The 25,221-nt window shown below is 67.7% G+C and carries 23 protein-coding genes and 1 tRNA gene; 17 read left to right on the top strand and 7 right to left on the bottom strand.

The genetic code is table 11. The features are described from left to right. Positions 1–118 precede the first annotated feature (118 nt). The 3 genes from NAM01S_RS25505 to NAM01S_RS25515 are packed head-to-tail and all read left to right on the top strand — an operon-like array spanning position 119 to position 4,524. Entirely contained in the window at positions 119–1,972 is a 1,854-nt protein-coding gene (locus NAM01S_RS25505) for an ABC transporter ATP-binding protein (RefSeq protein ID WP_067789679.1), read from the top strand. Beyond that, positions 1,969–3,882: an ABC transporter ATP-binding protein gene (locus NAM01S_RS25510; RefSeq protein WP_253799161.1), complete on the top strand. Its 1,914-nt coding sequence runs from the start codon at positions 1,969–1,971 to the stop codon at positions 3,880–3,882. Before NAM01S_RS25505 ends, NAM01S_RS25510 begins: the two co-directional genes overlap by 4 nt. A gap of 36 nt (positions 3,883–3,918) precedes the next feature. Next, entirely contained in the window at positions 3,919–4,524 is a 606-nt protein-coding gene (locus NAM01S_RS25515) for a putative glycolipid-binding domain-containing protein (RefSeq protein WP_084483296.1), read from the top strand. Between the two features lie 85 nt (positions 4,525–4,609). On the opposite strand, the gene NAM01S_RS25520 is transcribed toward NAM01S_RS25515, so the two are convergent. Next, the gene (locus NAM01S_RS25520; protein WP_067789682.1) at positions 4,610–5,563 is read right to left on the bottom strand and encodes a prephenate dehydrogenase; all 954 of its coding nucleotides are present in this window, start codon (positions 5,561–5,563) and stop codon (positions 4,610–4,612) included. Between the two features lie 58 nt (positions 5,564–5,621). On the opposite strand from NAM01S_RS25520, the gene NAM01S_RS25525 reads away from it, so the two are divergent. The 3 genes from NAM01S_RS25525 to NAM01S_RS25535 all read left to right on the top strand — a co-directional run bounded on the left by NAM01S_RS25525 (position 5,622) and on the right by NAM01S_RS25535 (position 6,934). Continuing rightward, entirely contained in the window at positions 5,622–6,161 is a 540-nt protein-coding gene (locus NAM01S_RS25525) for a tRNA adenosine deaminase-associated protein (RefSeq protein WP_067789685.1), read from the top strand. Between the two features lie 141 nt (positions 6,162–6,302). Further along, positions 6,303–6,779 (top strand): nucleoside deaminase, encoded by a 477-nt coding sequence (locus NAM01S_RS25530; protein ID WP_067789688.1) that lies wholly within the window; start codon positions 6,303–6,305, stop codon positions 6,777–6,779. 64 nt (positions 6,780–6,843) lie between these two features. Continuing rightward, a tRNA-Ser gene (locus NAM01S_RS25535) sits at positions 6,844–6,934 on the top strand. A gap of 391 nt (positions 6,935–7,325) precedes the next feature. On the opposite strand, the gene NAM01S_RS25540 is transcribed toward NAM01S_RS25535, so the two are convergent. Both NAM01S_RS25540 and NAM01S_RS25545 read right to left on the bottom strand, forming a co-directional pair. Continuing rightward, complete coding sequence (locus tag NAM01S_RS25540; RefSeq protein ID WP_157107908.1) at positions 7,326–7,661, bottom strand: hypothetical protein; 336 nt, start codon at positions 7,659–7,661, stop codon at positions 7,326–7,328. Between the two features lie 677 nt (positions 7,662–8,338). After that, entirely contained in the window at positions 8,339–9,559 is a 1,221-nt protein-coding gene (locus NAM01S_RS25545) for a helix-turn-helix domain-containing protein (protein ID WP_067789694.1), read from the bottom strand. A 199-nt stretch (positions 9,560–9,758) separates the two neighbouring features. Between NAM01S_RS25545 and NAM01S_RS25550 the strand changes: the two genes are divergently transcribed. The 5 genes from NAM01S_RS25550 (at position 9,759) to NAM01S_RS25570 (ending at position 11,548) form a co-directional block, all read left to right on the top strand. Further along, positions 9,759–10,136 (top strand): hypothetical protein, encoded by a 378-nt coding sequence (locus tag NAM01S_RS25550; protein WP_067789697.1) that lies wholly within the window; start codon positions 9,759–9,761, stop codon positions 10,134–10,136. 143 nt (positions 10,137–10,279) lie between these two features. After that, positions 10,280–10,600 (top strand): hypothetical protein, encoded by a 321-nt coding sequence (locus NAM01S_RS25555; RefSeq protein WP_067789700.1) that lies wholly within the window; start codon positions 10,280–10,282, stop codon positions 10,598–10,600. A gap of 9 nt (positions 10,601–10,609) precedes the next feature. After that, complete coding sequence (locus NAM01S_RS25560; RefSeq protein ID WP_067789703.1) at positions 10,610–10,897, top strand: DUF6968 family protein; 288 nt, start codon at positions 10,610–10,612, stop codon at positions 10,895–10,897. Between the two features lie 51 nt (positions 10,898–10,948). Next, positions 10,949–11,206 carry a hypothetical protein gene (locus tag NAM01S_RS35990; protein WP_067789706.1) on the top strand — a complete coding sequence of 86 codons (258 nt, stop codon included), beginning with the start codon at positions 10,949–10,951 and terminating at the stop codon, positions 11,204–11,206. Positions 11,207–11,347: 141 nt separating this feature from the next. Beyond that, complete coding sequence (locus NAM01S_RS25570) at positions 11,348–11,548, top strand: hypothetical protein (RefSeq protein ID WP_067789709.1); 201 nt, start codon at positions 11,348–11,350, stop codon at positions 11,546–11,548. A gap of 129 nt (positions 11,549–11,677) precedes the next feature. Here NAM01S_RS25570 and NAM01S_RS25575 read toward each other — a convergent pair whose 3' ends face one another. Then, on the bottom strand, positions 11,678–12,634 hold the full coding sequence (locus tag NAM01S_RS25575; RefSeq protein ID WP_307188704.1) for an NADP-dependent oxidoreductase: 957 nt from the start codon (positions 12,632–12,634) through the stop codon (positions 11,678–11,680). A 106-nt stretch (positions 12,635–12,740) separates the two neighbouring features. Here NAM01S_RS25575 and NAM01S_RS25580 point away from each other — a divergent pair, with 106 nt between their 5' ends. Further along, on the top strand, positions 12,741–13,715 hold the full coding sequence (locus tag NAM01S_RS25580) for a GlxA family transcriptional regulator (protein WP_067789715.1): 975 nt from the start codon (positions 12,741–12,743) through the stop codon (positions 13,713–13,715). Between the two features lie 49 nt (positions 13,716–13,764). Here NAM01S_RS25580 and NAM01S_RS25585 read toward each other — a convergent pair whose 3' ends face one another. Next, a complete protein-coding gene (locus NAM01S_RS25585) occupies positions 13,765–14,796 on the bottom strand; it encodes an EamA family transporter (RefSeq protein ID WP_169810903.1) in 1,032 nt (343 codons plus the stop codon). A gap of 223 nt (positions 14,797–15,019) precedes the next feature. Here NAM01S_RS25585 and NAM01S_RS25590 point away from each other — a divergent pair, with 223 nt between their 5' ends. Next, a complete protein-coding gene (locus NAM01S_RS25590; protein WP_067789720.1) occupies positions 15,020–15,220 on the top strand; it encodes a hypothetical protein in 201 nt (66 codons plus the stop codon). An 83-nt stretch (positions 15,221–15,303) separates the two neighbouring features. Here the strand turns inward: NAM01S_RS25590 and NAM01S_RS25595 are convergent, their stop codons facing one another. Then, a complete protein-coding gene (locus tag NAM01S_RS25595; RefSeq protein ID WP_067789723.1) occupies positions 15,304–17,601 on the bottom strand; it encodes an MMPL family transporter in 2,298 nt (765 codons plus the stop codon). Between the two features lie 224 nt (positions 17,602–17,825). Beyond that, positions 17,826–20,126, bottom strand: coding sequence for an MMPL family transporter (locus NAM01S_RS25600; RefSeq protein WP_067789726.1), 2,301 nt, complete (start codon positions 20,124–20,126; stop codon positions 17,826–17,828). 203 nt (positions 20,127–20,329) lie between these two features. On the opposite strand from NAM01S_RS25600, the gene NAM01S_RS25605 reads away from it, so the two are divergent. The 4 genes from NAM01S_RS25605 to NAM01S_RS25620 all read left to right on the top strand — a co-directional run bounded on the left by NAM01S_RS25605 (position 20,330) and on the right by NAM01S_RS25620 (position 25,136). After that, positions 20,330–20,923 carry a TetR/AcrR family transcriptional regulator gene (locus NAM01S_RS25605; RefSeq protein WP_067789728.1) on the top strand — a complete coding sequence of 198 codons (594 nt, stop codon included), beginning with the start codon at positions 20,330–20,332 and terminating at the stop codon, positions 20,921–20,923. A gap of 36 nt (positions 20,924–20,959) precedes the next feature. Beyond that, positions 20,960–21,418: an RrF2 family transcriptional regulator gene (locus tag NAM01S_RS25610; protein ID WP_067789731.1), complete on the top strand. Its 459-nt coding sequence runs from the start codon at positions 20,960–20,962 to the stop codon at positions 21,416–21,418. Between the two features lie 68 nt (positions 21,419–21,486). Further along, positions 21,487–23,220 carry an ABC transporter ATP-binding protein gene (locus tag NAM01S_RS25615; protein WP_067789877.1) on the top strand — a complete coding sequence of 578 codons (1,734 nt, stop codon included), beginning with the start codon at positions 21,487–21,489 and terminating at the stop codon, positions 23,218–23,220. Beyond that, positions 23,217–25,136 (top strand): ABC transporter ATP-binding protein, encoded by a 1,920-nt coding sequence (locus tag NAM01S_RS25620; protein WP_067789734.1) that lies wholly within the window; start codon positions 23,217–23,219, stop codon positions 25,134–25,136. Before NAM01S_RS25615 ends, NAM01S_RS25620 begins: the two co-directional genes overlap by 4 nt. Positions 25,137–25,221 lie beyond the last annotated feature (85 nt).

Raw genomic sequence — 25,221 nt, forward strand, 5'->3', positions numbered from 1 at the left:
AAAAATCGGTTGGCCGGAGCGGGTGTTGGTGTCACCCTGGGATGTCGGATCCCGGTGCGAACATCGCCGGGGAGCCTGAGGCACGGACACCGCGATCCACGAACCACGAGGGGGAGCCTTGTCAGTCACGCTGGAGCTGCCGTCGGCCGAATCGGACGCGGACAGACCCGAGCGGCCCGCCGCGCCGACGCCGGGCCGCCTGCATTCCCTGCGGCGCTTCGCGCCATACCTGCGCCCGCATCGGGCCGCCCTGATCGGGGCGACCGCGCTGGCGGTGCTCGCGACGCTGACCGCGGTCGTCATTCCGCTGCTGATCGCGCGCATCATCGACGGTCCCATCGCGCACCGCGATCTCGGCGGTGCGGTCGTGCCGGTGTTGTTGGTGCTGCTGCTCGGCCTGCTCGAGGCGTTCGGCATCTGGGGTCGGCGCTGGCTGGTCTCCAAACCCGCGACGGCGTTCGAGATCACCTTGCGCGCCAAGATCTTCCGCAAGCTACAAGCGCTGGCGATCGGCCGTCACGACGCCTGGGAGTCGGGTCAGCTGCTCTCGCGCGCCGTCGACGACCTCGCCACTATGCGCCGGTTCGTCGCGTTCGCCGGGCCGTTCCTGGTGATCCACATCGTGGTGATCCCGGTCGGCCTGCTCGTGCTGTGCGCGCTGAGCTGGCGCGTCGGCCTGATCTTCGGCCTCATCGCGATTCCGCTGGTGTTCATCGCGACCAACTTCGAGCGGCGCTACGCGGTGGCCTCGCGGCGCTCGCAGGACCAGTCCGGTGATCTGGCGACCACCGCGGAGGAATCCGTGCAGGGCGTGCGCGTCCTCAAGGCGTTCGGCCGCGGTCTGTTCTTCGGTTCGCGATTCACGGCCCAGTCGGGCGAGTTGCAGCAGACCGAACTGCTGAAGGTGCGCCTCGACGCCAAGCTCTGGTCGGCCATGATGGGCATGCCCCAGCTCGCCATCGCCTTCGCGCTCGGCTACGGCGGTTACGCGGTGGCGCACGGCACGATGACGCTCGGCACCCTGGTCGCGGCCATCACGCTGGCGACCTTCCTGCAGTGGCCGATCATCTGGACCGGCTTCCTGCTCGCCGAACTGAACGACGCGCGCACGGCCGCCGATCGCTACTGGGAAATCATCGACACCCCGATCGACATCACCGATCCCGCCGATCCGGTGCGGTTACCCGAGCGCGTCGCGGGCGAATTGACCTTGGACAACGTGCGTTTCGCGTTCCCGCGCGGGGAAGACGAGGGCGAGGACGCGACGCCGGACGCGGAACGCGAAGTGCTGCGCGGCGTCTCGTTGACCGTACGGCCCGGCGAAACCGTGGCGCTGGTCGGCGCGACGGGCAGCGGAAAGACGGCGCTGCTCAACTTGATTCCGCGGCTCTACGACGTGACCGGCGGCGCGATCACCATCGACGGCATCGACATCGCGGCGATGCGGGTCGCGGGCCTGCGCTCGCTGGTGACGGTGGCGTTCGAGGACCCGGTGCTTTTCTCGGCGAGCGTGCGCGAGAACGTCGCGCTCGGCGATCCGGAGGCCACCGACGCGGACGTGCGCCGCGCGCTCGACATCGCGCAGGCCACGGACTTCGTGGACCAGCTGCCGTGGGGCCTCGACACCAGGATCGGCGAGCAGGGCCTGAGCCTGTCCGGCGGCCAGCGGCAACGGCTGGCCTTGGCCCGCGCGGTGCTCGGCCGCGACGGCGCCGACGACCGCGCCAGGATCATGGTGCTCGACGACCCGCTGTCGGCATTGGACGTCGAGACCGAGGAGCGCGTGCAAGAGCGGCTGCGCACCGTGCTGGCGGGCGCGACAACGCTGCTCGTCGCACACCGGCCCTCCACCGCGGCGCTGGCCGATCGGGTCGCGCTGCTGGCCGAAGGCCGCATCGTCGCCGAGGGCAGCCACGATCATCTGCTGCGCACCAGTGCCCGTTATCGCGAACTGATGGGAGGCGTCTCGTGAACGCGACCGAGACGGTGCCGAAAGACGCCGCGAGCGAGCCGGATTCGGCCGCGCGCGACGAGGTCGCCGACTGGCGCGGTATCGCAAGCGAGGACAAAGAGGTCACCGAGACCGGAAACCTGGTGCTGGCCGGGCGATCCCGGCGGCTGCTGCTGGACCTGGTTCGCCCGTACCGCAGGCTCGCGGTGCTCGCGCTGGTGCTGATCGTGGTCGACAACGCGGCCACCGTGTCGGCGCCGCTGTTCATCGCCTACGGGCTGGACACCGGCATTGCCGAAGGGGCCAAAGGCAATTGGACGCCGCTGGCCTTCACGGTCGGTGGCTACCTCGGCGTGCTCGGCATCAGTGTGCTCACCACCTTCGCTTTCTTGCGGGTCTCGGGCAGGCTCAGCCAGAGCGTGCTGTTCGACCTGCGGGTGCGACTGTTCGAGCACATGCAGCGGCTGAGCGTCAGCTTCCACGAGAAGTACACCTCGGGCAAGGCGGTCGCCCGGCTCACCGGCGATATCGAAACCCTCCAGGAACTGTTGGAGAGCGCGCTGAACCAGGCGCTGAGCGCGATCCTCTCGGTGGTCACCATCGCGGTGCTGCTCGTCTACCTCGACCAGACGCTTGCGGCGATCGTGCTCGCCGGTTTCGTGCCGCTCGCGCTGGTCACCAGGTGGGCGCAGCGCAGGCAGCGCGCGGGCTACCGGCGCACCCGCGGCGCGATCGCCAAGGTCGTCGTGCAGTTCGTCGAGTCCATGGGCGGCATGCGCGCGGTGCAGGCCTTCCGCCGCGAGCAGCGCAACGAGGCGGTGCTTGCCGTCGAGGACGCGGAGTACCGGACCGCGACCACCGCCGCCATGCGCGGCATGGGCGATTACGCCGGGCTCACCCGGCTGCTCGGCAACCTCACCACGGTGATCGTCATCGTGATCGGCGCGTGGCAGGTGATCGAGGGCAACCTCGCCGTCGGCGTGCTCGCGGCCTATCTGCTGTACCTCAACGAGTTCTACGGCCCGCTGGACGAACTCGCCCAGGTGTTCAACTCCTACCAGTCCGCCGCGGCGGCGCTGGAGAAGATCTCCGGCGTGCTGGAGGAGGAGCCCTCGGTGCCGGAACCGAAGGATCCGGTGCCGATCGGCAAGGCCGCGGGCGCGGTCCGGATGGACGCGGTGTGGTTCGGCTACGACTCCGCGCCGGGTCCGGAGGCGCTCGACGAGGAGACGTCGGCCGGGCGCGGGCCGGTGCTGCCCGAGTTCTCGCTGGAGATTCCGGCGGGGCAGGTCGTCGCGCTGGTCGGCGCGACGGGCGCGGGCAAGTCGACCCTGGCCAAGCTGCTGACCAGGTTCTACGACCCGTCCGGCGGCACGGTCACGCTGGACGGGATCGACCTGCGCCGCATCGCCGACGCGGACCTGCGGCGCAATGTCGTGATGGTCACCCAGGAGTCGTACCTGTTCTCCGGTTCGGTGGCCGACAACATCCGGCTCGGCAGGCCGGACGCCACCGACGCCGAGGTGCACGCGGCGGCACGCGCGGTCGGGTTGTACGACTTCGTGGTGAAACTGCCCGAGGGTTTCGACACCGACGTTCGCAAGCGCGGCGGCAGGCTCTCCGCTGGTCAGCGGCAGTTGGTCGCGTTCGCGCGGGTCTTCCTCGCCGATCCGGCTGTCATCGTCCTCGACGAGGCCACGTCGAGCCTGGACATCCCCAGCGAACGGCTGGTGCAGCGGGCGCTGGAGACGGTCTTGCGTGACCGGACCGCCGTGATCATCGCGCACCGGCTGTCCACGGTGGCGATCGCGGACCGCGTCCTGGTGCTCGAGCACGGCCGGATCGTCGAGGACGGCGCGCCCGCCGAGCTGATCGAAGGCGCGGGCCGGTTCGCCGGACTGCACGCCGCGTGGCGCGAGTCACTCGTGTGATGCGGTAAGGCGGCCTTTTTCGCTTACGGTAGATACGTGACCAATCCAGCCCCCGCCCCCGACAGCAAACCGGCGGCACCTCGGTGGCCGGCGATTCTGACGTGGCGCGCGCACAACGCGACGCGCATGGAATCGGTGCGCGTGACGCTGAACGGCAATCGCATCCGCGCCGCCGGTCGCATGATCGGCGGCGCGTGCGAAGACCACCCCGCCTTCAGCGCGTCCTACGACCTGGTCACCGACGAGAACGGCGCGACGAAACGGCTCTCGCTGCGCACGACCACCTCGGCGGGGGAGCGGCACGCCTCGATCGCCAGGGACGAGGAGAACTACTGGCTGGTCGACGCGGGCGGCAGCCACGTCCGCTCCACCTTCGCGGGCGCGCTGGACGTGGACGTGGTGCTCAGCCCGTTCTTCAACACCCTGCCGATCCGCCGCTACGGTCTCCAGCACGCGGTCGACGATCTCGAGGTGCCGGTGGTGTACGTGCGCCTGCCCGATCTGCTCGTGCAGGAGGCCAGCCTGATCTACAGCGCGGGCGCCGACGGGATCAGCGTGCTGTCTCCGGTCTCCAGCGCGACGGTCACCGTCGACGAGGACGGCTTCCTGCTGGACTACCCGGGGCTGGCCGAACGCATCTGAACCGCGCGCCCCGACCGAAGGTGACCCCCACGCCGTCAGACGGACTGAATGTCACCGTCGTCCGGAGATTTCCGGGTGTCGTGGGTCATGGGTGCACGGTAGTGATCACGCCGCCGCGCCGGCCCGCCTCGCGCAGGCGCTCCAGCCAGTCGTGGTCGCCGGGGTGGACGTCGGTGATTTCCCAGCGTCGCGCGGTCTCGTAGTCGTTCCGTGCGTCGTGGCCCGCGCGGGTCAGGTCGGCGAGCGAACCGTCCTCGGCCAGGGTGTCGCGGGCCGCGCCGAGCACCGTCAGCGTTTCGTCGAGCACGGCGAGCAGGGCGTCGGCGTTCGGTTCGCAAATCGCGCGCACCAGCTCGGGCGCGGTCCCCGCCACCCGGGTGCCGTCGCGGAACGAGCCCGCGGCCAGGCCGAGCGCGAGCGGCCCGCCGCCCGTGCCCGCGATGGCCAGCGCCTCCGCGAGCACATGCGGCAGATGTGAGATCCGGGCGACGGCCCGATCGTGTTCTTCGGCGACCACCGGAACCACCACCGACCCGCAGTCCAGCGCGAGCCTTGCCACCCGCCGCCACGGGTCCGCGTGCGTGCCCGGATCGACGCCGACCGCCCACACCGCGTCGCGGAACAATTCGGGATCGGTGGCCCCCCAACCGGATTCGGACGTCCCGGCCATCGGGTGCCCGCCGACGTAGCGTGCGGCCAGACCGTGCTTGCGCACCGCGTCCGCGACCGGCGCCTTCACGCTCACCACGTCGGTGAGCACGCAGTCGGGCGCGAAGGTGGCCACCGAGGCGAGGATGTGGTCGACGGCGGGCATCGGCACCGCGATCACGATCAGCGCGTCGTCGGTCGCGGCCCGGCCGAGCACGCCGGGCAGGTCGTCGTCGACGTCGAAACCGTCGGCCCGCGCGGCCGCCACCCCGGACCGCGATCTGTTGTAGCCGAATACCGGATAACCCGCCGCCGCCGCGGCGCGCAGCAGGGAACCGCCGATCAAGCCCGTCCCGAGGACACACACCGGTGCTTTCTGGTCGCGAGTCACCGGAACAGATTCGCATACGACTTCAACATTTGAGCTCGAGCCGACTACCGTTGCGGCCATGGCAGCACAGCGCTCGGGCACGAACAGGGCGGCGTCGGAAGATTACGACGACGTGGAAGGGTTCGCAGTGGCGGTTGTCCGCGAAGAAGGCAAATGGCGGTGTAGTCCGTTGAGCCAGGCGGCGCTCACCGATTTGTCCGTCGCGGAAAACGAGCTGAAGGCATTGCGCAGCTCCGGGGCGGTCTTCGGGCTGCTTGACATCGACGACGAGTTCTTCATCGTGCTGCGCCCCGCGCCGAGCGGCACGAGGCTGCTCGTCTCGGACGCCACCGCCGCGATCGATTACGACATCGCCGCCGATGTGCTCGAGGCCTTGAATATCGAAATCCCCGATATCGATCCCGACGAACTCGACGACATCGAACCGTGGGAAGAAGGCGATCTCGCGGTGCTCGCCGATCTCGGTCTGCCCGAGCCGGTGCTGAGCGTGATCCTCGCCGAGACCGACCTGTACCCGGACGAGCAGCTCGGCATGATCGCCCAGCGGCTTGGCTTCGCCAACGAACTCTCGGCGGTGCTGGACAAGTTGCCGCGGTGATCGCGGTGCGCGCATGAATGTGCGGATCATGTGCCGACTCGCCTCGCGTGCCGGAGCAGAGGGCTGGCGAGGCTGCGGCATGAGCGAGCGAGTCATGTGCCTGATTGCCTCGGGAAAGCCGAGCGTCTGTCAGGCGCGGGCATGAGCGTTCTGCCCGAGAACCCGCTGGTGTCCGACGTCGCGATGATGCGCGCCGCGATCGACGCGGCCGCGGCCGCCGATCCGCGCGACGTGCCGGTCGGCGCGGTGGTCTTCGACGCGTCCGGCCGGGAGCTGGCCCGCGCGGCCAACGCCAGGGAGGCCCTCGGCGACCCGACCGCACACGCCGAGGTACTCGCGCTGCGCCAAGCCGCGGCGGTGCACGGCGACGGCTGGCGACTGGAAGGCGCGACCCTGGCCGTCACCCTCGAGCCGTGCACGATGTGCGCGGGCGCGCTCGTCCTCGCGCGCGTCGGCCGCCTCGTTTTCGGCGCGTGGGAGCCGAAGACCGGCGCCGTCGGCTCCTTATGGGACGTCGTCCGCGACCGCCGCCTCAACCACCGCCCGCAGGTCCGCGGCGGCGTCCTCGAACCGGAATGCGCCGCCCTCCTCGACGACTTCTTCCGCACCCAGCGCTGACGCCCCGCACCCCACCTCTCCAGGCGATTTAGCGATCCGCACCCGGTCGGGTAACCTAGTCGGCGGTGGCGTGTCCGAGCGGCCTAAGGAGCACGCCTCGAAAGCGTGTGAGGGGTAACCCCCCTCCGAGGGTTCAAATCCCTCCGCCACCGCCAAAGCCCCTCATCTGTTCACGCAGGTGAGGGGCTTTTCCGTCCTGACGTAGGCGCAACCTGGCTCTACCCACATCTTCAACACCCGGGGTTGAACGTCACGGGCTCGACGTGGCTTCACTGGCTCGGTCCAACCTTTGCTATCGACGAGCTGGCGTGTTGCCCCGGGTTGTCGCGGCTGAGCATCCGAGCGGCCCTGAAGCCATCGCTCACGGTAAGGCTGGCGCACTGTGCTAGGTGTTGTGGGTAGTCTCTGGTCTTCAGCGTGCTTGGCTGCCCAGGGTGCCCCAGCGGATGCGTTCCTTCTGAGGACTTAGTGAGATCTCGACCACGTTTCCAATCCATTCTGAATGGGCCGCCATAGTCCGCCGCCCGAAGCCAAGCTGACGGAGCTTTAGTCTTGCCAGATTGTGATGCTGAACTCTGCGGGCTCCAGTCCGGAGGCGCCGGCCGGAATTGTTTTGGTGAACGTGATCGCCGCGACAATCCCCTTGGCTACGTAGCAAATGACGTCGTTGGCGGCTGGCGAACCAATATTCCTGCTGTAGCGAGTGTTCTTCTTGCATGCGTCGTAGCTAGCAGTGGCATTGGTCAGTTCGGCCAGGGTCGACTTGTCGCCAGCCCACAAGAACGTGGAGCCCCACCCAACGCCAGAAACCGATTCGTCAGTTGGAAAAGGACATTCGGAAGCCTTGCCGATGGGCAGGTTGTAGCCCGCAGCGAGAACCACTGGACAATCCGCAACTATCACTGTGCCCGCAGCAGGGCTGGCAACCGCGGTTGGCTGCGATGAGTTCGTGCGTGCCGGTGACTCGGCGGAAGAGACGGCCGTGGCCGGAGCCGCAGGACTTGGACTCTCGGGTGCTGTCTGTCGCCCAACGAGCACGCCTAGCCCGGTCAGGGCAACGATTAGACCGGAGATAGCGGTTATCCACGCCGGCCCGAGGTCTGCGATCCCAGACCTCCGATCGGGTCTCCCGCCAGGAGTGGGGGTTTGATCGCCAGGTTGTGGTTGATGTTCAGAATTCGCGCGGGCTCCCCCCGCGGACGTACGCTGCTCGCTCACCGGAGAGAGTCTATGTGTAAGCCAGGACGATTGCCACGAAACTTGTTGGAGCACAGTCTGAAACAGCCCTTAGCGCTCCTTCTGTTATTGCCATTCGTATAATCAGCGGCCTAGGCTCAGGCCGGTTCTGGCGCACGCTCAAGTTCCTATCCGCCAAGCAGCTATGGGTCTGCTCTGCACTTTGACCACAGTTGTGAACTGTTCAGCGTCGCGCTGTCATCGGGATACGTTTGTGGCCTCGTGAAAAGCGGACGCGGGTCGACAGTCTCTTGCATCTGTGACGTTCAGACATTCCTGCCGAGCGGTTGGTCGAAGGCCCGAACAACTGGAGCGCCGCACATTCAGGCCGGAATTGCGCCGACTCGCTGTGCCAGACCGCCGAGTTTGCCGGTGGTGAGATCGCGCCGTGCTGAGCGCATCATGTGTCCGACGAGCTCGCGCACGTGGGGCATGTTCCGAACATGCTGCGGTGCAGCATGTTCGGCGCGTAGGAGCGCGTGCAGGGATTCGGTGTAGTTGCGCTGCATCGCGTGCGCCCGACCGATCTCGACGAAGTACTGCGCGCGTCGGCCCTCCGCGGGCAGATCGTTCGGGGAGAGCAGCGGCGCGAGCTTGAGGACTTCGCCCGGTTCTCGTCGTTCCATGGCTGCGGACATGCGCCACAGGGCGACGTTTGCGGGTCCGAATGACACATTGCGGGCCGCCGACTGGCCAGGCTGAGCATGCTCGAGCCTGCTCGCTTGCTCGGACGCCTCCGCGAGGCGCGGGCCAGGGTCACCGCCGATAGCGGCCGTCACGAGCGACGCCTGTAGGTGCAGCATTCCGCATGTCTCGATCTCGCCCACCGTACGAACGTCCGACGACAGACGTTCGGCCGTGGCTTCGACCTGCTCGAGCGCGGCGGGCAACGCACCGGGCCGTGTCAGCAGAATGTGACTGCGGATGTAGGCGGTCGCAGCGAGAGCCGCGGTACCCCCGGTCCTGAGCGCGGCTCGCTCGGTTTCCTGTGCGGCCGTCCACGCCAACGCGTGATACCCGCGCGCCCGCAGCGCCGACGCCACGCCGTAGACGATCACGCCGTGCACGTCCCAAGCCTCTTCGGAGTCGCTATCCCGTACGTGCCGAAATGAATCGGCCATCATGGGCGCCAACATCGGCCCGAGCTTCGCGTAATCGCAGTCCTGGCGCAGCCGGGTCGCTTCCTGCGCCAGCGTCGCCAGCTCGGCGAGAGACCGGGGCGGGCGCACGTCGGTGATGTTGCCCTGCGACCACAGCACGGTCTCGATGTCCGGTACCGCCGTGTGGAATCCCGCTGCGGAAGGATCGAGCCGTTCCTGTTCGTGGCCGGTGAGGTCGCCGACATTCACGCCGAGTGCCTGCGCCAGTGCCAGCAATGTACGCCGAGAATCGACGGGCCGTTCCCCGTTCTCGTACTTGGCGATCGCGCCACGTGAGACACCGACCCGATCGGCGAGCACCTGCTGTGAGATGCCGCGCCGCGCACGGATCGCGCGGACCTGGCGGCCGATGTACTGGTCTTCGCCTTGCTGGTAGTCGCTCATATGAACTTCCCTCGACGGCACCAAAGCCCAATGCTATCCAGCTGTCCCGCTGCGGGACAGTGCGACCTGTGATCGCTGCCACTGTTGTGCTCGGCCCCGCCGTCGAGTCGACATTCGGCGCCGAGCTTCGTTGTCTCGGACCCGACCCGGCTCTGCGCGCGGGTGCCCACCAACCGCGACGCAGAGGGGCAGGGTCGGCATGGGGTGGCAGGGGTTCGTAATCACGCTGTCGATTGCGCTCGGTGGCACGGCCGCCGCCGCGTTGACGGTGTGGCTGTGGCCGCGCCGGATACCGGAGGGGCGCAGCGTCGCCGAGATTCGCCAGAAGGTGCAGCGATCCGACCGCCGCGTGCAGATCGAGCAGGAGAACGCCCTGATGGACACCGACGTCTGGCCGGTCGGATTCCCGCACGACGCGCCAGACCACCGAATGAGCCAGCTCGAAGCCCAGATGACCATGCAGCGGCATCGCACGTGTCTGGTAAACGAGTGCCCGCGCAAGACGGCCGCGTGGCGCGTGCTGGTCGACGCTGGCCGGATCACGCCGGACTCCGGCCGCCGCCCCTTGGAGCCGTGACGTGTCCGCCGCTGCGCGGGCACCTCCAGCGCGCAGGTGTTTCGCCAGCACGAACGCGCTCGATTTGCCCGGCTCGCTGGCTAGGGCTCCGCAACAACACAACTAGGTTCCGTGGGGGAATCATGCGAAATGTATTCGCTTCCATGTGCATTGGCCTGCTCGCTGCGCTACCGCTCGCCGCGCAGTCGTCGGGACAGGCACAGGCGGCCGCGCCCGGCGCGGTCTGCACAAAGCTCGTCCAGGTCAACGGCGTCGACAAGGAAGCGTGCGATGACCACTACTACAACCATCTGCTGCCCGAGTGCCGCAAGCGGCAGTCTCGGGTCTGCTACGACGCCGCGACCCAGTGGTACGCCGACTGCTTGGCGGGCAAGTCGACACCGCCCTGGCGGTGGGCCTCGACACCGGCCGAACCGAGCCAGCTCGACCTGCATACGCCCGCCGTGCTGGTCACGGCCGGGTAGGCTCCGGCCATGACCAACGGCCTCGGTGAGCCGATCGCCCGCCGCGAACTGCGCAAGGGCGACGATCCGGTGATCGTGACAATCGGCAAGCCGCGGCCGTCCGGCCACGGCGACTTCGCGTGCGCGGTGCGGATCGAAGGTGTCAACGATGAACCTCTCGTGACCGACATTCTCGGTATCGACTCCGTGCAGGCGCTCGTCGCAGCGATGGCCTTCGCTGGCCGGTTCATCCAATCCAGCGAAGGCGATTACACATTCCTCGGGGACGCCGACCTTGGGTTCCCAAGCATCGGATAGCCCGCGTCAACGAACGTTACCGTCGCGATCTGCGGAGACCATCCGCGTGCCTTGCGCACCACCGAAATCCTGGTCCGCGACGCGGGCGCGCAAGCCGCCGTGCTGGGTGGACTCGACCGCGCCCGCCAGCTGGAGGAAGCGGCGGGCTTCATCATCGGCCTCACCTTCCAAGGCTTCGACCCGCGCGCCACGGTGCCGCATGTACCGGCAGGCACAACCGCCACGGAGTTCAACGCGCCGTCGCCACACACCTCGCATACGCCTCACACAGGTGTCGGGTGTGTGAAGCGTATGCGAGGTGTGTGGTAGCGCTCAGGTGCGCGCAAATTGTCCGGTTCGGGCGGTGAAACGGCGAATTTCGGGTATACGCCGAGCAGATGGAAGCGGGAAGGGATGTGACGCCTAATGCGCCGCCGAGCCGTCCGCGTGGGAACGATGCGCGAGAGTTACATGAGAATCGGAAGTGTGATTGTCCTGATCTGGCTGTTGATCGGTGTGGTCGCCGCGGCGCAGCGGGACTACTTCGACAGCGGTCCGGTGAACTGTGCCGGATTCGGCACCATTGCGGTCACCGTGATCGCGGGCCCGCTCAACTACATGGGCGTGAACCCGAAGATCGCGGATTGCAATGTGCCGGAACCAAGTCCGTAATCGGCGCGGATAACGCGTCGGGCGACGGAGTCCCCGCCCCGGTGGTCACCGCGACCGCCGGGGCCGGTCTCGTTCCAGCACCGGTGCCTACACGCGCGGCCCGGCCGACGCCGCGACCGCGGGCAGACGCTACTCGCTCGGCGCGACGACCTGGAGCACGATCTTGCCGCGCGTGCGTCCCGTCTCGCCATAGGCGTGCGCCTTCGCGGCATCGGTGAGCGGCAGCACCCTGTCGATTTCGGGTCGCAGCTTGCCCGCAGCGACGAGCTCGGCGATGGCGGTGAGACCCGCCGAATCCGGTTCGACCACAGGCCAGCAGGTACGGATTCCCCGCGCGTCCGCATCCGCCGCATCGGGCAGGTCCTCCGGTCCTGGCAACGTCACCAGGTGGCCGCCGCGCCGAAGTACCGGAAGTGAGCGGGCACCGTAATCCCCGCCGATGTTGTCGAGCACGATGTCGACATCGCGCAACACCGCGGCGAAATCGACAGCGGTGTAGTCGATCACTTCGTCCGCACCGAGTGCGCGCACGAAATCGTGCTTGTCCGCGCGCGCCGTGCCGATGACGTACGCACCGCGCGCCTTGGCGATCTGGACCGCGAGATGTCCGACGCCGCCTGCCGCGGCGTGGATCAGAACCCGTTGTCCCGCGCGCAGATCGGCGGTATCGATCAGTGACTGCCACGCGGTCAGGCCGGCCAGCGGCAGGGCGGCGGCCTCGATATGGGAGATGTTGCCCGGCTTACGCGCGAACTGGCGCGCGGGCCCGACAACGAATTCCGCGTACGCGCCCGCCTGACGCGGGAAGGCGGGCATGCCGAAAACCTCGTCGCCGGGTTCGAACAGGGTGACGCCGGGCCCGACGGCCTCGACGGTTCCCGAGACGTCCCAGCCGACGATCGGCACTTCGCCCCAGGCGATGAAGACCCCGCTGGCCCGTGTCTTCCAGTCGACCGGGTTGACCCCGGCCGCGTGCACACGCACCAGGATTTCGGTCAGTCCCGGTTCGGGACGCTCGATCTCGATCGGGGTGAGCACCTCGGGCGCGCCCCACTCGCGGGCGGTGACGGCGAGCATCGTTGGCATTTGTGCGGTCCTTTCGGTCTGCTCGTTCGGTGAGCGGAGACCAGATTGCCGTCCGATCCCCGTCCGCGGTGCTGGCCGGACGGACAATATGTGACAGGATCTGGCCATGACCGCTCGACCGCACCGCGTCGTTGTGCTCGCCCTCGACGAGGTACCGCTGTTCGAATTGGGTATGCCCGCCCGGGTATTCGGTCAGGCATTCGACGCCGAGGGGCGCCCGCTCTACGAGGTGATCGTCTGCTCGGTCGACGGTGCGCCGGTCCGCTCCGACGCGGGCATCGTGCTGGCCATCGAGCACGGCCCCGAAGCGCTCGAACAGGCTGACACGGTGGTCATCCCGCCACCGTGCCACCGCGGTGATCTGCCCGTCGGCGGACCGCTTTCGCCGGGCCTCGCCGCCGCGTTCGCACGGATCAGACCGGAGGCCAGACTGGTCTCCATCTGCACCGGCAGCTATGTGCTCGCCGCCGCGGGCGTCCTCGACGACCGACCGGCCACCACACACTGGATGTGGACCGAGGAGTTCCGCCGCGCCTACCCCCGGGTGCGCCTCGACGAGGATGTGCTCTTCGTGGACAACGGTGATGTGCTCACCTCGGCGGGTGCGGGCGCGGGCATCGATCTATGCCTCCACCTGGTGCGCCGCGATCACGGCACCGCGATCGCGAACCAGGTCGCCCGCCGCTGCGTCGTCCCGCCCTGGCGCGACGGCGGCCAGGCGCAGTTCATCGAACGTCCAGTGCCCGAGCCGACGATGACCTCCACCGCCGCCACCCGCGCGTGGCTGCTCGATCGGCTCGACAAGCAGGTCTCGCTGGAGGAGATGGCGGCACACGCGCGCATGAGTGTGCGCACCTTCACCCGCCGTTTCCGCGACGAGGTGGGCTCGACGCCAGGTCGCTGGTTGCTCGCTCAGCGTCTGGAACGGGCCCGCGACCTGCTGGAGAACAGTGATCTCAGCATTGATCTCGTCGCCCACCGCGCCGGTTTCGGTACCGCCAATTCGCTTCGCCAGCACATGCGTTCGGTTCTCGGCACCTCTCCGAACACCTACCGCCGCACCTTTCGGCGTACGGCCTGACCGGTCGCGACGGAATCGCGGCCCCGGTGGCCTTGGTGACCGCCTTCGTTCAGTGCACGAGCTCCGGCGCGGCCCGCTCCGGGCGGAGCACCTCGCTCGTCGCACCCGCGCCCGTTCTCAGCGGTTCCGCGTCGGCGGACAACGCGTCGGTTCGGCCTCGCCGCGCCATCTCGTCCTGCGCGCGACGGCCCGAATCGGCCGCGAACCAAGCCGAGCCAGCCGCCGCGACAACTACCATCGCAACCCCACCCCACTGCGCCCCGCGCAGCCCTTCCCCGAGCAGCACCATCCCCGCCACCGCGGCGACCGCGGGCTGCGAGCTCATCCACACCCCGAACACCGACGCCTCGATCCGCCGCAGCGCGGTCAGTTCGATGGCGTGCGGCACCAGCGACGAGCACACCGCGACGACCGCGACCCCGGCCAGCAGCATCGGATCGAGCAGTGCCGAACCACCTTGTGTCACAAGGAAAGGCAGCGCAAGCGCGCCGCCGAACGCCATGGCGAGCGCGAGTCCGTCGTGTCCGGCGGTGTGCCTGCCGACCACCGCGCCGCAGGCGATGTACGCGCCCCATCCCGCGCCGGCGAGCAGGGCGAAGAGCACGCCGGTCCACGACATCGGACCGCCGGAATCCATGAGCAGCAGCACGCCGGCGCCCGCCGTCAAAGCCCACAGCGCATCGCGCAGCCTGCGCGATCCGAGCAGGGCGACGGTGAGCGGCCCGAGGAATTCGATGGTGACCGCGACGCCGAGCGGTATCCGCTCGATCGCCGCGTAGAAGCTGAGATTCATTGCGGCGATGGCGATTCCGAGCCCGGCGATACCGGGAAGCGCGCGCCGGTCGACCCGGAAAGCGGGCCGCCAGATGAGCAGACCCAGCGCACCGGCGACGACGATGCGCAGGCAGGCGACCACGTCCGCGCCAGCGAGCGCGAAGAGTTGTTTGGCCACGGCCGCGCCGAGCTGAATGGACACCATCGCACCGAGCACGAGCAGCGGAGCGGGCACCCGATCGACGGGGCTTCGAGTGGGAAGTGGGGGAAAGGTACGCGGCGGTATTTCGACCGAAGTGACGACCACGAGCCGAAAACTAGGTACCCAAAGTAAAAGAAAATTGACTGTCCGGTTGCCGCGCAAGTCTTCCCCGGTGGCGAAATGTCGGCCGAATTGTGGTCGAGCGCACTGGGAGTAACCGGTGGGCATGGGGGTATCTCCCCCGTTACGCCAGTCGGCGCGATTGTGGAAGGAAGCGATGACTATGCGCGAGCGAGTGACTCACGGGCGGGCTGCGCGCGAATCCGGGATGCGGTGGTTCAGTCTGCTGCTCCTGGTGTGGTTGGCCATCGGCATGATCGCCGCAGGTCAGCGTCAGTACTTCAACAGCGGACCCATCAATTGCGCCGGATTCGGCACGATCGCGCTCACGGCGATCTCCGGCCCCCTGAATTACCTGGGACTGAACCCCAAAGTGTCGAACTGCGTCATGCCGCGGCCGAGCGAGTAACTCGGTAGCAATCCGGGCGTTCGGCTACCACCGGAACGGCTCCACGCCCGCATGGGTGCGGAGCCGCTTCGACCGGGCGATCGTCAATCGCGGACGGCGACCGCTTCCCGCGCCGCGGCCGATTCGGCCCGCAGCGCGTGCAGCCGCGCGCCCTCCACGTCGATATCGGGCACGATCCGGTCCAGCCACTTCGGCATCCACCACGCCCACTCGCCCATGAGAACCAGTAGCGAGGGGATCAGCACCATCCGGACCAGGAACGCGTCGAGCAGCACGCCGGCGGCCAGCGCGAAACCCATGGATTTGGCGGTCGGGTCGGATTCCAGCAGGAACGAACCGAACACCGAGATCATGATGATCGCCGCCGCGGTGACCACGCGCGCGCCGTGGTGGTAGCCGTTGACCATGGCCTCCTTGGGCGAGGCGCCGTGCACGTACTCCTCGCGCATGCGCGTCACCAGGAAGACCTGGTAGTCCATCGCCAGACCGAACACCAGGCCGATCAGCATGATGGGCAGGAAGCTGACGATCGGGTGCGGATCGTCGATCAGCCCGAGCTTGCCCTCCTGGAAGATCAGCACGGTCGCGCCGAAGGTCGCGGCCATGGAGAGAAGGAACCCGAGCGCGCCGGTCAGCGGCACGAGTATGGAACGGAAGACCAGGATCAGCAGGACGAACGCCGCCCCCGCGACGATCGCCATGTACGGAACGATCTTGCTGAGCAGCACGTGGTCGATGTCGGCGTAGATGGCGGTCGTGCCGGTGATGCCGTATCGGATGCCGTACTCGGCGTTCAGTCCCGCCTCGGCTTCCCGTGCGTCGCGCACCAGGTCTTTGGTGTCCTGGTTGTTCGGTCCCGCCTTCGGAACGCCGTCGAGCAGCGCGCCGTTGCCGTCCCGGCTCGGCGTCGGCTCGGTGACGTAGTCCATGTCGGGGTAGGACATCAGCTTGTCGCGCAGCGCGGTCAGCGCCTCGGTCCGGCGCTCCTGCGGCACGTCGGTGAGGTCGACCGCGACGTTGAGCACGCCGTTACTGCCCTCGCCGAAGCCCTCGGTGCGCAGTTCGTAGGCCTTACGCACGGTGGAGGACTTGGGCATGCTGTCCTCGCCGGGCAGGCCGAGGTTCAGGCCCGCGGCCGGTGCGGCGAGCAGGCCGAGCACCGCGATGCTGAGCACCAGCGTGAGGACTGGGATGCGGCCGATCAGCCGGGCGACGCGCATGCCGTTGGTGACGACGGTGTCGTCTTCCGGGTCGTGCTTGGCGATGAGCGGCAGCTCGGGTTTGAACAGGAACCGGCCGAGCGCGCCGAGCAGCGCTGGCATCAGCGTCAGCGCGACGAGCACCGCGAAGGCCGCCGCGACCGCGCCGCCGAGACCCATGAAGGTCAGGAATCGAACGCCGACGATGCTCAGGCCGACCAGCGCGATGATCACGGTCAGCCCGGCGAACACCACCGCCGAACCCGCCGTGCCCAACGCGGTCCCAGCGGCTTCCTCGGCCGAATCCTGCACGGCCAGTTCGTGTTTGTACCTGGACACGATGAACAGCGCGTAGTCGATGGACAGCGCGATGCCGATCATCGAGGCGAGGAAGGTGGTGAAGCTCGGGATGGACAGCACCGAGGTGCCGAGGAAGATCAGCGAGGTGGCCGCGCCGAGGCCGACGATCGCGGTGACGATCGGCACGAAGGCGGCGACGATGGCGCCGAAGGCCACCACCATGACGATCAGCGCGACCCCCATGCCGATCATCTCCGACTTGCCGCTCGGCGCCTGCTGCTCGATCGCGATGGTTCCGCTCAGTTCGACGGTCAGCCCGGCAGCGCGGGCGTCGTCGGCGACGTCGTAGGCGGCGGCCCGGTTCTCCGGGGTGATGTCGGCGAACTCTTTGATGGTGAACGGCACGCTGAGGACCGCGACGGTGTCGGGCGCGGTCTTGTTCAGCACGTTCAGCGGGGCGCCGCTACACGTGGAGACGTTCGGCTCCGGCACCAGGCAGCCCATCTGCTCGGCCGCCGCGATCGGGTCTACCAGCGGCTTGCCGTGATCGACGATGCCGAGCTGGTCGAGTCTGCTGATCAGCGCCTCGATCGCCTGGTGATTGGCCGGATCGGTGAGCTTCTGCCCTTCCGGCGCACCGATCACGTAGGTGCCGGTGACCGCGTCGAATTCGAACGCCGCCGACATTCCGGGAAAGTGTTCGTCGAGGATCTCCGTGGCCCGCTCCGACGGCAGGTTCGGCAGGCTGAAGTCGTCGGTCATCGGCTCTTTCAGCTGGGCGCCGAGCGCGCCGAGCAGCATGAAGAGGACGAGCCAGACCGGCAGGACTATCCACTTGCGGCGAAAGGCGAACTTCCCCCACCGGTACAGATACACGGACACAGGTTCTCCTCGCGGTTTTCGGATCGAGCCGGTTCTGGAACGAACACGCGGCTCACCCGCCCCGCGCTCGCGAACTACCTCCGCCGCGCACCGATGCGCAGGCGGTCTACCGAGCAAAGAGTCGAACACCCCGAGTCTGCTGCGTACTGGACTCGAGTTCAAGAAAAAACGCCGTCGGCCCCGCACCATGGTGCGGGGCCGACGGTCGGTTCGGCGGAATCCGATCAGCTCACGGCGACCGGTTCCTTCTTCTTCAGCTCGACGGACTTCTGCTGCAGATCGCGCAGCTTGGTGCCCTCGACGTCGATGTCAGGCACGATCCGGTCCAGCCACTTCGGCATCCACCAGGACCACTTGCCCATGATCACCAGCAGCGACGGGATCAGCACCATGCGGACGATGAAGGCGTCGAACAGCACGCCCGCCGCCAGCGCGAAACCGAAGGACTTCGCGGTCACATCCGACTCCAGGATGAAGGAGGCGAACACCGAGATCATGATGATCGCGGCGGAGGTCACCACGCGGGCGCCGTGGTGGTAACCGGCCACCACCGCTTCCTTCGGCGACTTGCCGTGCACGTACTCCTCGCGCATGCGGGTCACCAGGAAGACCTGGTAGTCCATGGCGAGACCGAAGACGAGGCCGATGAGCATGATCGGCATGAAGCTGACGATCGGCTGCGGATCGTCGATCAGGCCGAGCTTGCCCTCCTGGAAGATCAGCACGGTCGCGCCGAAGGTCGCGGCCATGGAGAGCAGGAAGCCGAGCGCCGCGGTCAGCGGCACCAGGATCGAGCGGAACACCAGGATCAGCAGGATGAACGCGGCGCCCGCCACGATGGCGAGGTACGGCGCGATCTTGCTGAGCAGCACGTGGTCGACATCGGCGTAGATGGCGGTGGTGCCGGTGATGCCGTACTCCATGCCGTACTGCGCCTTCAGTTCGCCTTCGGCGTCGCGGGCGTCGCGCACCAGGTCCTTGGTGTCCTGGTTGTTCGGGCCCGACTTCGGCACGCCGTCGAGCAGCGCGCCCGCCTTGTCCTCGCCGCTGAACTGCGGCTCGGTGACGTAGTCCATGTTGTCGTAGGACGCGAGCTTTTCGCGCAGCGCGTTGACGGCCTCGTCACGCCGTTCGGGTGCGACGTTGCTCAGGTCGACCGCGACGTTGAGCACGCCGTTGCTGCCCTCACCGAAGCCCTCGGTGCGCAGCTCGTATGCCTTACGCACGGTCGAGGTCTTGGGCATGCTGTCCTCGCCGGGCAGACCCAGGTTCAGACCGGCGGCCGGGGCGGCGAGCGCACCGAGCGCCACGATGGACAGCACGAGCGCGGCCCACGGGGCCTTGCCGATCAGGCGGCCGAAGCGCATGCCGTTGGTGACAACGGAGTCGTCCTCCGGGTCGTGCTTGGCGACCAGCGGCAGCTTCGGCTTGAACAGGAACCGGCCGAACGCGCCGAGTAGCGCGGGCATCAGCGTGGTCGCGGTGATCACCGCGAACGCCGCCGCGATCGCGCCGCCGAGACCCATGAAGGTCAGGAACTCGACGCCGACGATGCTCAGACCGGCCAGCGCGATGATCACGGTCAGACCGGCGAACACCACAGCGGAACCGGCGGTGCCGAGCGCGGTGCCCGCCGCCTCTTCCGGCGAATCCTGCACGGCGAGTTCGTGCTTGTAGCGCGAGACGATGAACAGCGCGTAGTCGATGGACAGCGCGATGCCGATCATCGAGGCGAGGAACGTGGTGAAGCTCGGGACCTCGATGAACGAGGTGCCCAACAGGATGACCGAGGTGGCAGCGCCGAGGCCGATGATCGCGGTGACGATCGGCACGAAGGCCGCGACGATGGCGCCGAAGGCCACGATCATCACGATCAGCGCGACGCCCATGCCGATCAGCTCGGCGGTACCGCTCGGCTGCTCCTGGGTCTGGGCGATGGAACCGCTCACCTCGACGACGAGGCCGGAGTTGCGCGCGTCGGCGCCGACGTCATAGGCCGCCTTGCGGTTCTCGTCGGTGACGTCGGTGAACTTCGCGATGCTGAACGGCACGCTCATGAACGCGACGGAGTTCGGGTCGTCCTTGCTGAGCACGTTCAGCGGGGCGCCACTGCACTGCGACGGATCCGGGTTCGCCAGGCAGCCCATCTTCTCCGCGGCGTCGATCGGGTTCACGATCGGCTTCTCGTGGTCGACGATGTCGAGCTGGTTGAGCTTGGCGATGAACGCCTCGACCGCCGCACGGTTCGCGGGATCGGTCAGCTTCTGCCCTTCGGGCGCGCCGATGACGTAAGTTCCGGTGACGGCGTCGAACTTGAAAGCCTCGGACGCACCGGGGAAGTGCTTGTCGAGAATGTCGTTGGCCCGGGCCGAGGGCAGCTCGGGCATGCTGAAGTCGTTGCTCATCGGTTTGCTGAGCTGCGCGCCCAGACCACCCAGGAGCACGAAGAGGACAAGCCAGACCGGAAGCACTATCCATTTCCGGCGGAAAGCGAACTTTCCGAATCTATAGAGGTAAACGGACACGCGGGTACTCCTAGCGATGACTGGTACGTGCTGGATCATGGCGCGTAGACAGCACTCTCGCGGGGCGCCCTGCCTGTCCCCGCCTCCACTTTCGCTTTCTGCCTACCGTGCGGTAGGTAGACTACCGAGCGAGTAAGCGGAGGTACAACCTCAATTTTGGTGGCAACGTTAGCCCCGCGCAGAATTGACGAGAGGATCATCCAATGGCCGGCCCCGACGCACCCGACAGCGTTATCGCAGGTAGCGGCACTAAGATCGCGATCCGCGACGCCGCTGTGAAGCTATTCGCCGCCAAGGGATTCGAGCAGACGAGCCTTCGTGAGGTCGCGGATGCGGTAGGAATCACAAAGGCTTCGCTGTACTATCACTACCCCTCGAAGCTCGATCTGCTATTGGCGATCATCGATCCGATCATCGACCACCTGCGTTCGGTCGTGGAGGACATCGACGCCGTTCCGTACAACGCCGAGGGTGTGCGCGCGGTGTTGCGTGCGCACCTGCGCGGGCTCATCCGGCATCGCGACGCGGGGGCGCTGTGCGTGCGCGACGCGGTGGCGATCGTCAACGCGATGGCCGACCGATATCCGGACCTGATGGACTCGAATCGGGTGCTGCGCGACTGGCTGGCCGGTCCGAATCCCACCGACGAGGCGCGGGTGCGGGCCTGCGCGGCGCTCGAGGTGCTCGGGGTCGCGCTGATTTCGAAGGAGCTGGTGCCCGGCGCGGAGGACTCGTTGCTGGAGACCACCCTGCTGGACTCGGCGACCTGCGTGTTGACCGCCTGCGGCACCGCGTAGATTCGTGCGCGTCGTCGAACACGCCTGGGAGTAGCCGTGCACATCACCGCGAAGGTCGATTACGCGGTGCGAACCCTGCTGGAGATCGCCCGGGCCACGCCGGACGCCAAGATCAAGGCCGACTCCATCGCGGCCGCGCAACGCATTCCGCCCAAGGTGCTCGAGACCGTGCTCGGCGAGCTGCGCCGCGCCGAGCTTGTCGTCAGCAGGCGCGGGCCGGACGGCGGGTATTCGCTGGCCAGGCCCGCGGCCGAGATCTCCATCGCCGACGTGATCCGCGCGATCGAGGGCCCGCTCGCCTCGGTGCGCGGGCAGCGGCCCGAGGACGTGAAGTATCCGGGCGCGGCCGAGCCCTTGCAGTCGGTGTGGATCGCGTTGCGTGTGAACATCCGCGCGGTGCTGGAGAACGTGACCGTCGCCGACATCGTCGCCGACCGGTTGCCCGAGTTCGTCGACGCGCTCACCGGCGACCCCGGCGCCTGGGAGCGGCGCTGAGCTGCGGTTCCGCCTAGAGGAAAACGCCACGACTGGTGTCCGCGATTGCCGGTAGCCTGCGAAGCATCATGTTGATCCGACTGCTCAGAGCTCATCTGTATCCCTACCGCGCACAACTGGCGGGGGTCGTTGCGCTCCAGCTGGTTTCGGTCATCTCGATGCTCTACCTGCCCAGCCTGAACGCCGATCTGATCGACAACGGCGTCACGAAGGGTGACATCGGTTACATCTGGACAACGGGCCTGTGGATGCTCGCGGTCACGGGTGTGCAGATCGTCGCGTCCGCTTTCTCGGTCTATCTCGGCGCGCAGGCGGCCATGGGCGCGGGTCGTGACCTGCGCGGCGCGCTGGTGCACCGGGTCGGCACCTTCTCCGCGCGCGAGGTCGGCATGTTCGGCGCGCCCTCGCTGATCACCCGCAACACCAACGACATTCAGCAGGTTCAGCTGCTCATCGTGATGTCGGCGACCATCCTGGTGATGGCGCCGATCATGTGCGTCGGCGGCATCGTCATGGCGCTGCGCGAAGACCTGGGTCTCTCCTGGCTGCTGCTCATCGCGGTGCCCGCGCTGGCGCTGGCGATGGGAGTCGTCGTCGCCAGGATGGTGCCCGGGTTCCGGGACATGCAGGAGCGCATCGACGCGGTCAACCGGGTGCTGCGCGAGCAGATCACCGGCATCCGGGTGGTGCGCGCGTTCGTCAGGGAGCGGCAGGAGACCTGGCGTTTCGGCGTCGCCAACAGCGAACTCACCGAGGCCTCGCTGCGGGTCGGCAGGCTGATGGCGCTGATGTTCCCGACGGTCATGCTGATCAGCAATGTCACGGCGGTGGCGGTGATCTGGTTCGGCGGGCACCTGATCGACTCGGGCGAGATGCAGATCGGCTCGCTGACCGCGATGTTGTCCTACATCTTGCAGATCCTGATGGCGGTCATGATGGCGTCGTTCCTGGCCATGATGGCGCCGCGCGCCGCGGTCTCGGCGGATCGAATCGGCGAGGTGCTCGCCACCGAGTCCTCGGTGCTGCCGCCGCGCCTGCCGCAACCGTTCAAAGGCGATCCGGCCTCGATCGACTTGCAGTTCTGCGAGTTCGCCTTTCCCGGCGCGAAGAAGCCGGTGCTGCGCGCGATCCGTTTCCAGGTGGAGCCGGGCACCACGACGGCCATCGTCGGTTCCACCGGTTCCGGCAAGACGACGCTGCTGAACCTGATACCGCGGCTGATCGACGTCACCGACGGCGCGGTGTACGTGGGCGGCACCGATGTCCGCCACCTCGACCTGGAAGTGCTGCGCGAACAGATCGGTCTGGTTCCGCAGAAGGCGTACCTGTTCTCCGGCACGGTCGCGAGCAACCTGCGCTACGGCAACCCGGACGCCACCGACGAGGAACTGTGGCGCTGCCTCGAGATCGCGCAGGCCGCCGACTTCGTGCGGGAGATGCCGCAGGGTCTGGAGACGCCGGTGGCGCAGGGCGGCACCACGGTCTCCGGCGGTCAGCGCCAGCGCCTCGCCATCGCGCGAGCACTTGTGCGCAGACCGCGGATCTACTTGTTCGACGACTCGTTCTCCGCGCTCGACGTCGCCACCGACGCAAGGCTGCGCGAGGCGCTGAAACCGGAGACCGTGAACGCCTCGGTGATCATCGTCGCCCAGCGCATCGCCACCATCCGCGACGCGGACCAGATCATCGTGCTCGAAGACGGCGTGATGGCGGGCATCGGCACCCATGAGCAATTGCTGCGCGACTGTCCCGAGTACGAGGAGATCGTGGCGTCTCAGCTGAGTGTGGAGGAGGCGCGATGAGGCCAGGGGCTCCCACTCCCGGGTCACCGGACGCGAAGGCGAAGTCGTTCGGTCCGTCGCTGAAGCGACTGCTGCGCAGGCTCGCCCCGGAACGGTTCTACGTCTGGTGCATCGTCGGCCTCGCGGTCGTCTCGGTGGTGCTCAACACCCTCGGCCCGTACCTGCTCGGCAAGGCGACCAACCTGGTCTTCGACGGCGTGGTCGGCAAGAACCTCGAGGCGATGCGCGGGCTGTCCAAGGAGCAGGCCGTCGAGCGGCTGCGCGAGAGCGGCAACGACACCCTCGCCGACATGCTCAGCGCCATGAACGTGATCCCCGGTGTCGGCGTGGATTTCGGCGCGGTGGGCCGGGTCCTGCTGCTCGTGCTCGCGCTCTACGTCGGCGCCTCCGTGTTCGGCTGGTTGCAGGCCTACCTGCTCAACATCGTCATCAACCGGACGGTCAAGCGGCTGCGCAGCGATGTCGAGGACAAGATCCATCGATTGCCGTTGCGCTACTTCGACTCGCAGCCGCGCGGTGACGTGCTGAGCCGCGTCACCAACGACGTCGACAACGTCTCGCAGAGCTTGCAGCAGACCATGAGCCAGCTGCTCATGTCGGTGTTCTCGGTGATCGGCATCCTGATCATGATGTTCTGGATCTCGCCGCTGCTCGCGCTGATCGCGCTGCTCACCGTGCCGGGCGCGATCGTCGTCACCGCGCAGATCGCCAAGCGGTCCAAGCCGCACTTCGTCGACCAGTGGAAGTACACCGGCTTGGTCAACGCCCAGGTCGAGGAGGCATACACCGGCCACGAGGTGGTCACCGCGTTCGGCCGAGGCCGCGAGGTCGGCAGGCAGTTCGACGAGCGCAACCAGGCGCTCTACGAATCCAGCTTCAAGGCGCAGTTCATCTCGGGCCTGATCATGCCCGCGATCATGTTCCTCGGGAACGTGAACTTCGTGCTGGTCGCGCTGGTCGGCGGTCTGCGGGTGGCCACAGGTCATCTCTCGCTCGGCGAGGTGCAGGCGTTCATCCAGTACTCCAGGCAGTTCAGTCAGCCGCTGACCCAGATCGGCGCGATGGCGAACTTGCTGCAATCGGGCGTGGCCTCGGCCGAGCGGATCTTCGAGATCCTCGACGCCGAGGAGCAGAGCCCCGATCCGGTCATGGAGAACACCAGGCCGGTGGATCGCGGGCGGGTCGAGTTCGAGGCCGTCTCGTTCCGGTACGTGCCGGAGAAGCCGGTGATCGAGCGGCTTTCGCTGGTCGCGGAGCCGGGGCACGTTGTCGCGATCGTCGGGCCGACCGGCGCGGGCAAGACCACGCTGGTGAACCTGCTCATGCGCTTCTACGAGCTGGACGCCGGGACGATCACCATCGACGGCGTCGACATCACCGAGATCACCCGCGATCACCTGCGTTCGCGGATCGGCATGGTCTTGCAGGACACCTGGCTCTTCCGCGGCACCATCCGGGAGAACATCGCCTACGGCAATCCGAACGCGAGCGAAGAGGAGATCCTCGCCGCGGCGACGGCGGCCTACGTCGACCGGTTCGTGCACGCGCTGCCCGACGGCTACGACACGATCATCGACGAGGAGGGTTCGGGCGTCAGCGCGGGTGAGAAGCAGCTGATCACCATCGCACGCGCCTTCCTGGCCAAGCCCTCGATCCTGATCCTGGACGAGGCGACCAGCTCGGTCGACACCCGCACCGAACTGCTGGTCCAGCACGCCACCGCCGCGCTGCGCAGAGACCGGACGAGTTTCGTCATCGCCCACCGCCTTTCCACCATCCGCGACGCCGATCTGATCGTCGTCATGGAGGCGGGACGGATAGTCGAGCACGGCACGCACGAGCGGCTGCTCGAGGAGCGCGGTGCGTACTACCGGCTCTACAGCGCGCAGTTCGCGGCCGCGGCGGCCGAAGCCTGACGCGTCAGCTCGAACCGGGCTTCGGCCGTGCTACGCGAGATTCGAGGCCTGCTCGCCGAGGGCGCCGCGAATATCGCTGCGCTGC

The organism is Nocardia amikacinitolerans NBRC 108937 (assembly GCF_001612615.1).
Lineage (GTDB): Bacteria > Actinomycetota > Actinomycetes > Mycobacteriales > Mycobacteriaceae > Nocardia > Nocardia amikacinitolerans.

Coding starts and splice junctions, on each gene's coding strand:
- NAM01S_RS25525 (WP_067789685.1), top strand. CDS start 5,622: ATGGCAGCACAGCGCTCGGGCACGAACAGGGCGGCGTCGGAAGATTAC.
- NAM01S_RS25530 (WP_067789688.1), top strand. CDS start 6,303: ATGAGCGTTCTGCCCGAGAACCCGCTGGTGTCCGACGTCGCGATGATG.
- NAM01S_RS25545 (WP_067789694.1), bottom strand. CDS start 9,559: ATGAGCGACTACCAGCAAGGCGAAGACCAGTACATCGGCCGCCAGGTC.
- NAM01S_RS25550 (WP_067789697.1), top strand. CDS start 9,759: ATGGGGTGGCAGGGGTTCGTAATCACGCTGTCGATTGCGCTCGGTGGC.
- NAM01S_RS25555 (WP_067789700.1), top strand. CDS start 10,280: ATGTGCATTGGCCTGCTCGCTGCGCTACCGCTCGCCGCGCAGTCGTCG.
- NAM01S_RS25560 (WP_067789703.1), top strand. CDS start 10,610: ATGACCAACGGCCTCGGTGAGCCGATCGCCCGCCGCGAACTGCGCAAG.
- NAM01S_RS25570 (WP_067789709.1), top strand. CDS start 11,348: ATGAGAATCGGAAGTGTGATTGTCCTGATCTGGCTGTTGATCGGTGTG.
- NAM01S_RS25575 (WP_307188704.1), bottom strand. CDS start 12,634: ATGCCAACGATGCTCGCCGTCACCGCCCGCGAGTGGGGCGCGCCCGAG.
- NAM01S_RS25580 (WP_067789715.1), top strand. CDS start 12,741: ATGACCGCTCGACCGCACCGCGTCGTTGTGCTCGCCCTCGACGAGGTA.
- NAM01S_RS25590 (WP_067789720.1), top strand. CDS start 15,020: ATGCGGTGGTTCAGTCTGCTGCTCCTGGTGTGGTTGGCCATCGGCATG.
- NAM01S_RS25605 (WP_067789728.1), top strand. CDS start 20,330: ATGGCCGGCCCCGACGCACCCGACAGCGTTATCGCAGGTAGCGGCACT.
- NAM01S_RS25615 (WP_067789877.1), top strand. CDS start 21,487: ATGTTGATCCGACTGCTCAGAGCTCATCTGTATCCCTACCGCGCACAA.
- NAM01S_RS25620 (WP_067789734.1), top strand. CDS start 23,217: ATGAGGCCAGGGGCTCCCACTCCCGGGTCACCGGACGCGAAGGCGAAG.